Here is a 13525-nt window from a genome sequence, read left to right on the forward strand (position 1 = left end):
GCGGTTCATCTGGATGGGGTGTGTGGCGGGTATCAGGCCTCGGTCGCGCTCGCAGCCGCTGCCACGATCGGCAGGAACAGGTCCGCACTCAGGCTGGCGCCGCCGACCAGCGCGCCACCGACCCCTACGGCCGCCAGCAGGTCGGCCGCGTTGCCCGCGTTGACCGATCCGCCGTACAGGATCCGCACCAGTTCGCCGGCCTCGCCATAGGCCGCCACCAGCCGTGCGCGCACCGCCCGGTGCATGATGACCACGTCCTCGACCGCCGCGACCCGCCCGGTGCCGATCGCCCAGACCGGCTCGTACGCCACCGCGATCTTGCCCGGCAGCGCCGCGACTGCCGATTCGCCCTGCGGCAGCGATCCGTCGAGTTGCGCGGCGACCACCACTTCGGCTTGCGCGGCATCACGCTGCGCCAGCGTTTCGCCGACGCAGACGATAACGGCCAGCCCAGAGGCCAGCGCGGCTTCGGCCTTGGCACGAACCAGCGCATCGGTTTCGCCATGGTCGGCACGACGTTCGCTGTGCCCGACGATGACGAAATCGGCGCCGGCATCGGCCAGCATCGGCGCAGAAACATCGCCGGTGTGCGCGCCCTTGGGCTGCTGGTGGCAATCCTGCCCGCCCACGCCCATCGCCGTCACCGCTTCGCGCAGCGCCGCGATCAACGGAAACGGCGGGGCCAGCGCCACCTGGACATCGGTGAGGCGGGCCGCCGCGCGATCGATCGCGCGCGCTTCAGCCAGCATGGCCCGGCTGCCGTTCATCTTCCAGTTCCCGACGATGTAAGGACGATGCGGCATGGCGCGGACATTCCCTGAATTACGTTGGGCTCCCTTGCAGGCGCCCGTTGTGAACTGCGTCTGCGCCCTTGCGAGCGCTCCACGGAAATCGCGGATTCGCGCCGCCGCTATCAAACTGACGGCGCGAATGCAAAACTCCTGAACGCGTCCGGCGCAATGCCTGTGGACGAAAGGTCCATTTCGGAGGTCGCGATCGGGTGGTTGGCGCCCACCCTGTACGCAATCGCTGCGCCCCTTCAAACCGCCACCATTGCGAGTTGCGCGAATGGCCCCTAAGGCAGCCCCCGCCATTTCCACCGCGCGGCCCCCGGGTCGCCCGCAACTGCTGATGATCGCGATCCCATGCTCGGCTTCTTCCGCAATTTCTTCAAGTCACGCCTCGGTGTGGGGTTCACGCTCGGTTTCCTGATCCTGATCGCGATCGCGTTCGCCAGTGCCGACGTCACCGGCGGCAACTTCGGCGGCATCGCCGGCGGGGATCGCGCCGCATCGGTCGGCAGCGAGCGCATCGGCACCGGCGCGCTCGAACAGCGGCTGCGCTCGGCTTTCGAGCGCGAGCGCGAAAAGGATCCGGCGCTGACCATGGCGCAGTTCCTGTCCTCGGGCGCGATGGACGACGTGCTCGGCGCGATGATCGATGATGCGGCGATGTGGGAATGGGGCCACAAGCACGGCTTCGGCGTCAGCGACCGGCTGGTCGACAGCGAGATCGTCAAGATCCCCGCGTTCCTTGGTCCCGACGGCAAGTTCAGCGAGGCGCAGTACCACCAGCTGATCGGGCAAAAGGGCTTCACCGATGCCCAAGTGCGTGACGATCTGGGCAAGCAGCTGATGGCGCGGCAGGTGCTGCTGCCCGCCGGCTTCGGCGCGGTGATCCCGCTGAGCGTGGTCACCAACTATGCGCAGCTGTTCAAGGAGCGCCGCGTCGGCTCGATCGCGATGATCCCGTCGCTGGCGTTCGCGCCCAAGTTGCCGGCCGACGACAAGACGCTGCAGGCCTATTACGCCAAGAACACCACGCGCTATCTCCAGCCCGAACGCCGCGCGATCCGCTACGCCGTGTTCGACGAGGCATCGCTCAAGGATGTACCCGCGCCGACCGATGCCGAAGTGGCCGCCAGCTACAAGGCCAACATCGCGGCGTATTCGCCCAGCGAGACGCGCACCGTCACCCAGCTGATCGTGCCGACCGAAGCAGCCGCGCAAGCGGTCGCCGCCGAAGTCGCCAAGGGCACCAGCCTGGAAGACGCCGCGCGCCAGAAAGGCCTTGCCACCAGCAAGCTGCCCGACGTGACGCGTGAGGCGCTCTCGGGCCAAACCTCAGGCATGGTCGCCGATGCCGCGTTCGCCGCCGCGCAAGGCCGCCTGATCGCCCCGGCGAAAAGCCCGATCGGCTGGCACCTGCTGCGCGTCGACGCGATCAACCGTCACACCGGCAAGACGCTGGACCAAGCCAAGGCCGAGATCGTCACCGCGCTGTCCGCCGAAAAGCGCAAAGCCGCGCTGGCCGACGTCTCGGCAAAGATCGAGGAAAAGTTCGACAGCCACGGCAGCCTGGCCGACGCGGCGACCTCGCTCGGCCTCACGCTCTCGACCACCGATCCGTTGCTGGCCGATGGCAGCGTGTTCGGCAAGGCCGGGGTCAAGGGTCCGCCCGAACTGGCACCGCTGGTCGCCACCGCGTTCCAGATGGAGCGCGAAGGCCAGCCGCAACTGGCCGAAATACAGGCGGGCAAGAAGTTCGCGATCTTCGAGGTCAGCCAGATCACTGCCGCCGCGCCGGCCCAGCTGGCGCAGATCAAGGACGTGGTCGCACGCGACTATGCCACCGAACAGGGCGCTGCCGGGGCCAAGGCGGCTTCCGCAAAGCTGACCGCCGCGCTGGCCAAGGGCACGCCGCTGGCCGAAGCGATGAAGGCGCTGGGCGTCGCGTTGCCTGGCCCGCAGCCGATCGACCTCACCCGCGAACAGCTGGCCGCGATGCAGCAGGGCCAGCAGCGCGTGCCGCCGCCGCTCGCGCTGCTGTTCAGCATGGCCAAGGGCACGTCGAAGCAGCTTGAGGCCCCCGGCCATGCCGGCTGGTTCGTGATCTCGCTCGCGCAGATCATCCCCGGCGAAGTCAAGCCGGGCGACCCGATCATCGCCGCCGCCCAGCAGCAGATGAACAGCGTGACCGGCCGCGAATATGCCGAGGAACTGCGCGCGGCGATCCGCACCGAAATCGGATCGAAGCGCAATCCCGCTGCCATCCGCGGGGTTACCTCGCGGCTGACCGGCGGCCAGTAAGCCGCCGATGCCTGGACGGGCGCCATGACCACGACGATCGACGCCACCGTGGCGGCCGGCCGCGCGCTGCTGGAGAACCGCGACGCCGCGCGGGCGCAGCTCGCGGCGGGCCAGCCCGCGCTGGTCTGGCGGCGGCTGATCGCCGATACCGAGACGCCAGTGGGTGCCGCGCTCAAGCTGATCGAGCCGGGACGCGGCGATTTCCTGCTCGAATCGGTGGTCGGCGGCGAAGTGCGCGGGCGCTACAGCCTGCTCGGCATCGACCCCGACCTGATCTTCCGCGCCACCGGCGCCGCGTGCGAAGTCAACCGCGCGTGGCAGCACGACCGCGAGGCGTTCACCGCGCTGCCGGGTGACAGCCTGACGGAACTGCGCGCGCTGGTGCAGGCGTGCCGGATCGACGTTCCGCCCGCCCTGCCCGCCGCGCTGGCCTGCCTGGTCGGCTATTTCGGTTACGAGACCATCGGCCTGGTCGAAAAGCTGCCGCGTGCGCCGCAAAGTGAGCTGGAACTGCCCGACATGCTGTTCGCGCGGCCCACGCTGATCCTGGTGTTCGACCGGCTGAGCGACGAGCTGTTCGCGATCGCCCCGCTGTGGGCCGAGGGCCAGGTGCCCGACCGAGCACTGGCGCAGGCGCAGGATCGCATCGACGAAGCGCTGCGCCGTCTGGCGCTGCCCGTGCCATCCGAAGCCGCGCCGCTCACCCCGCCCGAGATCGCGCTGAACCCGACGATGCCCGCCACGCAGTACGCCGCAATGGTCGAGCGCGCCAAGGACTACATCGAGGCGGGCGACGTGTTCCAGGTGGTGATCGCGCAGCGCTTCACCGCGCCGTTCCCGCTGCCGCCGATCGCGCTCTACCGCAGCTTGCGCCGCATCAACCCCTCGCCGTTCCTGTATTTTCTCGACCTGCCCGGCTTCGCGCTGATCGGATCGAGCCCCGAAATCCTCGTCCGCGTGCGCGATGGCGAAGTCACCATCCGCCCGATCGCGGGCACCCGCCCGCGCGGCAGGACGGTGGAAGAAGACCGCGCCAACGAGATCGGCCTGCTCGCCGATCCCAAGGAACGCGCCGAACACCTGATGCTGCTCGATCTGGGCCGCAACGACGTCGGCCGCGTGGCGCAGGCGGGCACGGTCAAGGTCACCGAAAGCTACACGATCGAGCGCTACAGCCACGTGATGCACATCGTCTCGAACGTGATCGGCCAGCTCGACACCGCCCGCGCCGATGCGGTCGACGCGCTGTTCGCGGGCTTTCCCGCCGGCACCGTCAGTGGCGCACCCAAGATCCGCGCCTGCGAGATCATCGCCGAACTCGAACCCGAAACGCGCGGCGCTTACGCGGGCGCGGTCGGCTATTTCGCCCCCGACGGCTCGATCGACAGCTGCATCGTGCTGCGCACCGCCGTGGTCAAGGACGGGGTGATGCACGTCCAAGCGGGCGCGGGCATCGTGGCGGACAGCAACCCCGAATACGAACAGCGCGAATGCGAAGCCAAGTCCGGCGCGCTGATCGCAGCGGCGAGGGAAGCGCTGCGCGTGGCCAGCGAAGCGGGGTATGGGCAGTGATCCTCGTCATCGACAACTACGACAGCTTCACCTGGAACCTCGTCCACTACCTCATGGAAATGGGCGCGAAGGTCGAAGTCGTGCGCAACGATGCGATGTCGGCAGCACAGGCCATCTCCTCCGGCGCGCAAGGCTTCCTGATCTCGCCCGGCCCCTGCACGCCCAATGAGGCGGGGATCAGCCTCGATCTGGTCGCTGCTTGCGCCGATGCGGCCATGCCGCTGCTCGGCGTGTGCCTGGGCCATCAGGCTATCGGGCAGCATTTCGGCGGGCGTGTGGTGCGTGGCGGGCTGATGCACGGCAAGACCTCACCCGTCACGCATGACGGCAGCGGGCTGTTCGCGGGCTTGCCCTCGCCGTTCACCGCCACGCGCTATCACAGCCTGGTGGTGGAGGACGTACCCGCCAGCCTCATCGTCAACGCCACCTCGGACGATGCCCACGCGATGGGTTTCCGCCACGCGACGCTGCCGATCCATGGCGTGCAGTTCCACCCCGAAAGCATCGCCACCGAACACGGCCACGCGCTGCTCGCCAACTTCCTGAAGCTGGCGGGCATCGACGCGCGGCTTCCGGCCTGACCGCGACCCAGCCGATGCGCCTGCCCCCCGCCGAACCGCACCTCAGCGAAGAGGAAGCACAAGCCGCCTTCGCCGCGCTGCTCGATGGGCAGGTCGATGACGCGGAGATTGCGCGGTTCCTGGTCGATCTGTCCGACCGGGGCGAGACCGCCGCCGAAATCGCAGGCGCGGCGCGGGCGATGCGCGCCCGCATGATCCCGATCGACGCCCCCGCCAATGCCATCGATGTCTGCGGCACCGGCGGCGACGGGCACCACACGCTCAACGTCTCGACCGCCGTCGCGCTGGTCGTCGCGGCCTGCGGCGTGCCCGTGGCCAAGCACGGCAACCGCGCCGCCAGTTCCAAGGCGGGCGCGGCGGATACGCTGGAGGCGCTCGGCCTCGACATGGAAAAGGCCGGGCGCACCGCCGCCGAAACGCTGGCCGACCTTGGCATCTGCTTCCTGTTCGCGGCGAACCACCACCCGGCAATGGCGCGCATCCAGCCCATCCGCAAGGCGATCGGCAAACGCACCATCTTCAACCTGATGGGGCCACTGGCCAACCCGGCGCGGGTCGATCGCCAGCTGATCGGCATTGCGCGGCCTGCCTACGTGCCGATCTACGCCGCCGCGATGGCCAGCCTTGGCACCGGGCGCTCGATGATCGTCTCGGGCGACGAAGGGCTCGATGAACTGAGCTTGGCCGGCGGCAACGAGCTGGCCGACGTGGTCGATCACGATTTCGAGATGCACCGCTTCGATGCGTCGCAGGCGGGCCTCGCCCATGCGCCGATCGAGGCGATCCGGGGCGGCGATGCCATCCACAACGCCGCCGCTTTGCGCGCGTTGCTGATGGGCACGCCCGGCCCTTATCGCGACGCGGTGCTGCTCAACGCCGCAGCCGCGCTGGTAATCGCGGGCGAGGCCGAAAACTGGCACGCCGGGGTCGAAGAAGCCGCCGAGGCAATCGACAAGGGGCTTGCCAAGGCGCTCCTCGACTGCTGGATCGCGGGCGTACGATGAGCGACAAAGGGACGATGACCGACAAACTGGCCGAAATCTGCGCAACCAAGCGCGTCGAAGTCACAGCGCGCAAGGCCGTAACCTCGCTCGCCGAGCTTGCCGCGCGCGCCGCCGGGCAATCCGCCCCGCGCAGTTTCGAACGGGCGTTGCGCGAAATGGCCGTCAACGGCTTTGCCCTGATCGCAGAAATCAAGAAAGCTTCGCCCTCCAAAGGATTGATCCGCGAAGATTTCCATCCAGCCAACCACGCCGCCGCCTACGAACAAGGCGGCGCCGCCTGCCTTTCGGTGCTGACCGACGCGCCGTATTTCCAGGGGCACGAGGACTTCCTCGTCGCCGCCCGTGCCGCCTGTGCCCTGCCCGTGCTGCGCAAGGATTTCATGGTCGATCCGTGGCAGGTGGCTGAAGCCCGCGCCATCGGCGCCGACGCGATCCTGATCATCGTCGCCGCGCTCGATGACGGGCAGATGGCCGAGATCGAGGCCGCCGCGCTCGACCATGGCATGGACGTGCTGATCGAAGTCCACGACGAAGCCGAGATGGCGCGCGCCGCACGGCTCCGCTCGCGCCTCATCGGCGTCAACAACCGCGACTTGCGCCGCTTCGTCACCGACCTTGGCACGACCGAGCGGCTCGCTCCGCTGGCACCCGAAGGCACGCTGCTCGTCGGCGAAAGCGGGATCAACAGCCACGCCGATTGCCAGCGCCTGGCCCGCGCCGGGGTGCGCACGTTCCTGGTCGGCGAAAGCCTGATGCGCCAGGCCGATGTCACCGCCGCAACACGGGCGCTGCTGCTGGGCTGACCAGTCCACAAGGGCCGGGACGCGGCGTTTATCCCTGTCCTACAGTCTGCAAATCTGGCACGCAGCGGTCATGGACATTCGCTTTCCCGCCAGCCGCTTGTATGCCTTTGTCAATTCGCCGCGAAGGCCCCTGACAAACTTCACAAGGGATGTGTCAACTTCGTCAACTTCGGCGGAATTGCGCGCATGAGCGGCCTCACCCACCTCGATTCGCAAGGCCACGCGCGCATGGTCGATGTCGGCGGCAAGGCGGCCACGGCGCGCGTCGCAGTGGCCGCGGGCCGCATCCGCATGAGCGCCCCGGCGCTCGCCGCGATCCGCGACGGCAGCGTCCCCAAAGGCGATGTCCTCGCCGCAGCGCGCATCGCCGGGATCATGGCGGCCAAGCGCACCGGCGAGTTGATCCCGTTGTGCCACCCGCTGTCGCTGGATGCCGTCGGAATCGACTTCACGCTGATCGAGGATGGCGTGCAGGCCACCGCCACCGCCTCGCTCACTGGCCGCACCGGGGTGGAAATGGAAGCGTTGACAGCGGTTTCCATCGCATTGCTCACAATCTACGACATGGCCAAGGCGGTCGACAAGAGCATGGTGATCGAGGGCGTGCGGCTGATCGAAAAGCGCGGTGGCAAGTCAGGGGACTGGCGGGCGCCCGAGGCATGAAAACGCCGCCGCTGACCCTCGCCGAAGCGCAATCGCGCCTGCTGGCGCTGGCCCCGACGCTGGCTGTAGACCATCGCGAGGCCGCCGATTGCGCCGGGTTCTACCTTGCCGAAACGCTGACGGCGCGGCGCAACCAGCCGGCCGCGCCGATGTCGGCGATGGATGGCTATGCCCTGCGATCGGCCGATGCGGCCGGGCCATGGCAGGTTGTGGGCGAAAGCGCCGCCGGCCATCCTTTTGCCGGAGCGGTCGGCCCGGGCCAGGCGGTGCGCATCGCGACCGGCGCGGTGGTACCGGCAGGGGCGGACACGGTGCTGTTGCAGGAAGACTGTGTGCGCGAACAGGATCGGGTGATGTTGGCAGGAGAGTCACCGCGCGCCGGGCGCCACATCCGCCCGTCGGCAATGGACTTTGCGCAAGACGCCGACGTTCTCGCCAAAGGCACGCGCATGGGCGCGGCGCAGCTGGCGTTGGCGATCGCCGCCGGGCATCGCTTGCTGCCGGTGCGGCGCAAGGTGCGGCTGGCGATCATCGACAGCGGCGATGAACTGCGCATGCCGGGCGACGCGTGCGCAGCGCACCAGATCCCGGCGAGCAACGGCCCGATGCTGGCAGCGATGGCGGCGTCGCTGCCCTGCACCATCGAACGCCACGGCCCGATCGCCGATCGCCGCGATGCGCTCGTCGCCGCGCTCGAAGCTGCCGCGTCCGCCGACATCGTGGTGACCAGCGGCGGGGCGTCGGTGGGCGATCACGATCTGGTGCGACCGGCGCTGGCGGCGATCGGCGCCGAACTCGATTTCTGGCGCGTGGCGATCAAGCCCGGCAAGCCGCTGCTGGTCGCGCGGCGCGGGCACCAGCTGATCCTCGGCCTGCCGGGCAACCCGGCTTCGGCCTATGTCACCGGCTTCCTGTTCATGCTGCCGCTGCTGCGCGCCGCGCTCGGCTCCGCCGATCCCCCGCCCCGCCCGATTCCGGCGCAGCTCGCCACCCCGATGGACCGTGGCGGCAGCCGGATGGAGTTCCTCCGCGCCGTCTGGAACGGGACGACCGTTGCGCCGCTCGACTTGCAGGATTCGGGTGCGCTGACTCCGCTGGCGCACGCCAACGCGCTGATCGTCCGCGAAGCCGGGGCCGATGCGATCCCCGCCGGCAGCACCGTTCCGGTCTATCTGCTCGAAAATGGCGCAAGCGGTTGATGTAACCGGTTGACGGGGCCCGTTTGGTTGCTTATTCGTTCCGCATTCGTTCGCCAATGGAGTGAAGCGGCATGCTCACGCGAAAGCAACACGAACTGATCACGTTCATCCAGCAGAAGCTGGAGGATACGGGCATTTCGCCTTCGTTCGAAGAAATGAAGGAAGCGCTGGACCTCAAGTCCAAGTCAGGCGTGCATCGCCTGATCTCGGCGCTGGAGGAACGCGGGTTCATCCGCCGCCTGGCCAACCGCGCCCGCGCGCTGGAAGTGATACGGCAGCCTGAAGGTTCGGTGGCGAAACCGGCGGCCAAGGTCGCGGCCAACGCCAACAGCGCGCTCACCCCGCTGCGCGGCAGCGCGTCCGGCGGTTCAGCATCCGTTTCGGCCCCGGCCCCGGCGAACGACGTGATCGAGCTCCCGCTGCATGGCCGCATCGCCGCCGGTGCTCCGATCGAGGCGCTGGAAGGCCAGACGATGCTGCCGGTGCCCGCCGCGCTGCTCGGCGCGGGCGAGCACTACGCGCTCGAAGTATCGGGCGATTCGATGATCGAGGCCGGCATTCTCGACGGCGATTATGCACTGATCCGCCGCACCGAAACCGCGCGCGACGGGGAAATCGTGGTCGCGCTGGTGAATGGCGAGGAAGCGACGCTCAAGTACCTGCGCCGCGAGAACGGCATGGTGCGGCTCGATCCCGCCAATTCGGCTTACGATCCGCAGTTCTATCGTCCGGCCGAAGTGCAGGTCCAGGGCAAGCTGGCGGGGCTGCTGCGCCGGTATCACTAGCGCTCGGCCTGAGGCTGGGCTGGTATCTTGCGCCCGGCGGCCATGTGGTGAAGCGGTGCGGTTGCGGCCAGCGATACCAGCCGTGATGGCCTTGCGTTTCGGCCACGGTCATGATGGTGCGCCGCTCGAGGTTTATGGCCAGCCCGCCGGTGCGCGCCAATAATGCGCGGTCGGCCTTGAGCAGGCGTGGATGGCAGCGCGGCGGCAGGCGGCGGTCGGAAATGACGATGTCGGCTTCGGCGCAGGCCTGCTCGATCAAGTCACGGTCGATCAGGTCGCGGCCACGGGTCATCAACAGCGCGAAACGGCGGCCGCCCCGGGTGATCGCGATGCGGCACAAGTCCGGATTGCAATCGGCGCCGGGCCATTCGTCGATGGCGCGGACCTCGCCGCTCATACCCGCTGTTTCGAGCAGGTTGTCGGTGGTGAAGCTGCTGCGCCCTTGCCGCAGGACGAGCAGTTCAGGCCCCTCGCCGGTGATGCCGACATGCAGGCCGTCGCCCGACACCAGCACGTCGGGCGTGCGCAGCAGCGCGAGGCTGGCGGTGCCGATCACGACCGGCAACAGGCCCCACAGCCGGATGCGTCCGGTCCACAGTGCCAGCCACAGGCTGCCGGCGATGAACAGCGCGAATGCACCTGCGCCCAGCCCGGGCAACCGCACCACCGCGCCGGGCTGCGACGCTGCGAAATGCGCCAGCCACAGCAGCAGCTGGAGCGATTTGCCCGCCAGCCACCACGCCGGCCCGCCCGCACCAACCAGATCGAGCGCCAGCCCCAGCGCGATCAGCGGCATCGAGGCGAACGTGGTCAGCGGGATCGCCAGCACGTTGGTCAGCGGGCCGTAGATCCCGGCGCGGCGAAAGTGGAACAGCCCGATCGGCATCAGCGCCAGCTCGATCACCGCACCGGTCACGAACAACATGACCACGTGGCGGGCCAGACGGACCGATCGCGCTTCCTCCCGGAAGGCCAGAAACCGGCGCACCGGCGCGGCCGAGTGCAGCGACACGATCGCCAGCACCGAGGCGAAGCTCATCTGGAAGCTGGGCCCGAACACCGCTTCGGGCCAGAAGATCATCACGAACAGCGCCGCCACCGCCAGCAGGCGCAGCGACAGCGGATCGCGGCCCAGCGCCAGCGCACCCAGCACCAGCAAGGCACCGACGCAGGACCGCACCGTCGGCACCTCGGCGCCGGTCAGCAAGGTGTACAACAACCCCGCCCCCGCACCCATCGCGGACGCCACCAGCGGCAGGCGCACCCGCAACGCCAGCCACGGCCACAGCGCGAGCAGCCGGATCGCCAGCAGGTAGGCCCCGCCGATCACCGCGCTGACATGCAGCCCGCTCACCGACAGCAAGTGGGTGAGCCCGGCGTCGCGCATCGCAGCTTCGTCGGACTTGCTGATCGATCCGCGATCACCGCTGGCAAACGCGGCGGCGATTGTGCCCGGCGTGCCCGACAGGTTGGCGCGGACGTGGGCGGACAGCGTCGCCTGCCACCGCCGCAGCAGGCTGCCGTCGCGGGCCGGGCGGACCACCTGCGGCGCCGACAGCACGGTGCCGGTTGCGCCCAGCCCCTCGAACCACGCGGTCCGGGCAAAATCGTATCCGCCCGGCAGCATCGGCGACGCCGGCGGCATGAGGCGCGCCCGCAGTCGCACGATCGCGCCTTCGCCCAGTAGCGCGCTGTCGAGCTTGTCCGGCATGTTCAGGCGGAGGCGCATCGGCGCGGGCTGGCCGGCAATCCGCGCTTCGATCAGCAGGCGCACACGCTCCTGCGCGCCCTGATCGTCACGGGTGATGATCGTGCCGGCCAGCCAACTGATGCCGGGGCGCGGCAGCGGGGGCGTGCCGACCAGCGCGGATTTGATCCAGATTGTTGCGCAGCCCGCCGCGACCATCAGTGCGGTGGCCATCACCGTCATGCGCAGATGCGGCAGATCGCCATCCGCGCGCAGCATCGCCGCGCCGGCCGCGACCGCGCCGCAGATCGCCAGCAGGGCGCACCAGTGCCAGGGATCGGGCAGTGTGATCCACGCCGCCACGCCGCCCGCAAACCCCACCGCAAGCCATGGCGCCCGCTCGAATGCGCGGTCTTCGAGGAAGCGGTCGCACCGCTCCAGCCCGCTGGACAAGCGGGGCGGTTTGCCCCAATGCCCGGTGCGTTCGATCAGGCCGAAAAGGGCTGTTGTAAAGCCGCCTGAGGTGGCGGCGCGACCAGTCGCTGCGGCCGGATCGGCATCCGGGCGGGACCCGGCAGGTTGGGCTGCGGCCTCGGACGCCATGACGGCAACAGGAAAGGAACGCGCGGTCCATGGCAAGCGCCAGTGAAACCGTTTCTGCAGCATCGCCTGCACGACTGACAGACGGCGAAGTTCCCGTGGTGACGCGGTTTGCGCCATCACCCACCGGGTTCCTCCACATCGGCGGCGCGCGCACCGCGTTGTTCAACTGGCTGTTCGCCCGCCATCACGGCGGCAAGGCGCTGCTGCGGATCGAAGACACCGACAAGGCCCGCTCCACCCAGCCCGCGATCGACGCGATCATCGACGGTCTGGCCTGGCTGGGGCTCGACTGGGATGCCGAGCCGGTGTTCCAGAGCGCGCAGGCCGATCGCCATGTCGAGGTCGCTCACGCCCTGCTGGACGCGGGCCACGCCTACAAGTGTTTCGCCACGCCCGAGGAGCTCGAGGCGATGCGCGCCGAGCAGCGCGCAAACAAGCAGCCGATGCGCTATGACGGGCGTTGGCGCGATCGCGATCCGTCAGAGGCGCCTGCCGGAGCGCCGTATGTGGTGCGCCTGCGCACGCCGCTGACCGGCGAGACCACGATCGAGGACCGCGTGCAGGGCCCGGTCACCGTCGCCAACGCCGAGCTTGACGACTATGTCCTGCTGCGCGGCGATGGCTCGCCGACCTACATGCTGGCGGTCGTGGTCGACGATCACGACATGGGCGTGACCCATGTGATCCGCGGCGACGATCACCTCAACAACGCGTTTCGCCAGTTGCCGATCTACCGCGCGATGGACGAGATCGCCAAGGCGACCGGTGCGCCCGGCTGGCCCGATCCGGTCTATGCCCACATCCCGCTGATCCACGGCGCCGACGGGGCCAAGCTGTCCAAGCGGCACGGCGCGCTGGGCGTGGAAGCCTATCGCGACGAGATGGGGATCCTGCCCGAAACGCTGTCCAACTACCTGCTGCGGCTGGGCTGGGGCTTTGGCGATCGCGAACTGATCACCCGCGAGGAGGCCGTCTCGCTGTTCGATCTGGCCGGCGTGGGCAAGTCGCCGTCGCGATTCGACATCAAGAAGCTGCAGAACCTCAACGGCCACTATATCCGCGAAGCCGACGACGCGCGACTGGCCGCGCTGGTGGCGCCACGGCTGGCGGCGCTGAGCCCGCAATTCGAGGCGGAAAGCGGGCTGGCGCTGCTCGAGCGCGCGATGCCGGTGCTCAAGGTTCGCGCCGCCGATCTTGACGAACTGGCCGGCGGGGCGGGCTTCCTGTTCGCCAAACGGCCGCTGTCGCTGGACGAAAAAGCCACCACGCTGATGACCGCCGATGCACGATCCATGCTCGCGCGCATTCTCGCCCGGTTCGAAGCGGAAAATCGCTGGACAACCGACAGTCTCGAAGCCAGTCTTAAAGCAATGGCAGAGGAGCTGGGGGTCGGCCTGGGCAAGCTTGCCCAGCCGCTGCGCGCAGCGCTTACGGGACAGGCTACCTCGCCCGGAATTTTCGACGTGCTGTGCCTGCTCGGCAAGGACGAATCGCTTGGTCGTATCCGCGATCAGGCGATGTGAACCGGGCAGATCGGCG

General features: G+C 68.9%; 10 protein-coding genes and 1 pseudogene. 9 read left to right on the forward strand and 2 right to left on the reverse strand.

The window, feature by feature from the left end; genetic code table 11:
• Positions 1–32 precede the first annotated feature (32 nt).
• Entirely contained in the window at positions 33–803 is a 771-nt protein-coding gene (tpiA, locus tag NL2_RS12785) for a triose-phosphate isomerase (RefSeq protein ID WP_068075848.1), read from the reverse strand.
• A 342-nt stretch (positions 804–1145) separates the two neighbouring features.
• Between tpiA and NL2_RS12790 the strand changes: the two genes are divergently transcribed.
• From NL2_RS12790 to lexA, 8 genes are all read left to right on the forward strand, one after another.
• Positions 1146–3089 carry a peptidylprolyl isomerase gene (locus NL2_RS12790; RefSeq protein ID WP_068075849.1) on the forward strand — a complete coding sequence of 648 codons (1944 nt, stop codon included), beginning with the start codon at positions 1146–1148 and terminating at the stop codon, positions 3087–3089.
• 24 nt (positions 3090–3113) lie between these two features.
• Entirely contained in the window at positions 3114–4661 is a 1548-nt protein-coding gene (gene trpE, locus NL2_RS12795) for an anthranilate synthase component I (protein ID WP_157083161.1), read from the forward strand.
• Positions 4658–5242 carry an anthranilate synthase component II gene (locus NL2_RS12800; protein ID WP_068075851.1) on the forward strand — a complete coding sequence of 195 codons (585 nt, stop codon included), beginning with the start codon at positions 4658–4660 and terminating at the stop codon, positions 5240–5242. Before trpE ends, NL2_RS12800 begins: the two co-directional genes overlap by 4 nt.
• Positions 5243–5256: 14 nt before the next feature.
• Positions 5257–6246, forward strand: a complete 990-nt coding sequence (gene trpD / locus NL2_RS12805) for an anthranilate phosphoribosyltransferase (protein WP_068075853.1) — start codon at positions 5257–5259, stop codon at positions 6244–6246.
• A 14-nt stretch (positions 6247–6260) separates the two neighbouring features.
• A complete protein-coding gene (trpC, locus tag NL2_RS12810; RefSeq protein ID WP_068076002.1) occupies positions 6261–7049 on the forward strand; it encodes an indole-3-glycerol phosphate synthase TrpC in 789 nt (262 codons plus the stop codon).
• A 186-nt stretch (positions 7050–7235) separates the two neighbouring features.
• Positions 7236–7712, forward strand: a complete 477-nt coding sequence (gene moaC, locus NL2_RS12815) for a cyclic pyranopterin monophosphate synthase MoaC (protein WP_068075854.1) — start codon at positions 7236–7238, stop codon at positions 7710–7712.
• Entirely contained in the window at positions 7709–8911 is a 1203-nt protein-coding gene (locus NL2_RS12820) for a molybdopterin molybdotransferase MoeA (protein ID WP_068075858.1), read from the forward strand. The genes moaC and NL2_RS12820 overlap by 4 nt, the downstream gene beginning before the upstream one ends.
• 71 nt (positions 8912–8982) lie before the next feature.
• Positions 8983–9696, forward strand: coding sequence for a transcriptional repressor LexA (lexA, locus tag NL2_RS12825; RefSeq protein ID WP_068075860.1), 714 nt, complete (start codon positions 8983–8985; stop codon positions 9694–9696).
• Between the two features lie 598 nt (positions 9697–10294).
• On the opposite strand, the pseudogene NL2_RS21640 reads toward lexA, so the two are convergent.
• Positions 10295–12103 (reverse strand): annotated as a pseudogene (locus tag NL2_RS21640) (ComEC/Rec2 family competence protein); the annotation flags it as partial.
• Here NL2_RS21640 and gltX point away from each other — a divergent pair.
• Positions 12016–13509 carry a glutamate--tRNA ligase gene (gene gltX, locus NL2_RS12835; protein ID WP_068075862.1) on the forward strand — a complete coding sequence of 498 codons (1494 nt, stop codon included), beginning with the start codon at positions 12016–12018 and terminating at the stop codon, positions 13507–13509. The pseudogene NL2_RS21640 and the gene gltX sit on opposite strands and share 88 nt — an antisense overlap.
• Positions 13510–13525: the final 16 nt, after the last annotated feature.

This window comes from Novosphingobium lentum NBRC 107847, assembly GCF_001590965.1.
Classification (GTDB): Bacteria; Pseudomonadota; Alphaproteobacteria; order Sphingomonadales; family Sphingomonadaceae; genus Novosphingobium; species Novosphingobium lentum.

Coding starts and splice junctions, on each gene's coding strand:
- lexA (WP_068075860.1), top strand. CDS start 8,983: ATGCTCACGCGAAAGCAACACGAACTGATCACGTTCATCCAGCAGAAG.
- moaC (WP_068075854.1), top strand. CDS start 7,236: ATGAGCGGCCTCACCCACCTCGATTCGCAAGGCCACGCGCGCATGGTC.
- trpC (WP_068076002.1), top strand. CDS start 6,261: ATGACCGACAAACTGGCCGAAATCTGCGCAACCAAGCGCGTCGAAGTC.
- tpiA (WP_068075848.1), bottom strand. CDS start 803: ATGCCGCATCGTCCTTACATCGTCGGGAACTGGAAGATGAACGGCAGC.
- gltX (WP_068075862.1), top strand. CDS start 12,016: ATGGCAAGCGCCAGTGAAACCGTTTCTGCAGCATCGCCTGCACGACTG.
- NL2_RS12820 (WP_068075858.1), top strand. CDS start 7,709: ATGAAAACGCCGCCGCTGACCCTCGCCGAAGCGCAATCGCGCCTGCTG.
- NL2_RS12790 (WP_068075849.1), top strand. CDS start 1,146: ATGCTCGGCTTCTTCCGCAATTTCTTCAAGTCACGCCTCGGTGTGGGG.
- trpD (WP_068075853.1), top strand. CDS start 5,257: ATGCGCCTGCCCCCCGCCGAACCGCACCTCAGCGAAGAGGAAGCACAA.
- trpE (WP_157083161.1), top strand. CDS start 3,114: ATGACCACGACGATCGACGCCACCGTGGCGGCCGGCCGCGCGCTGCTG.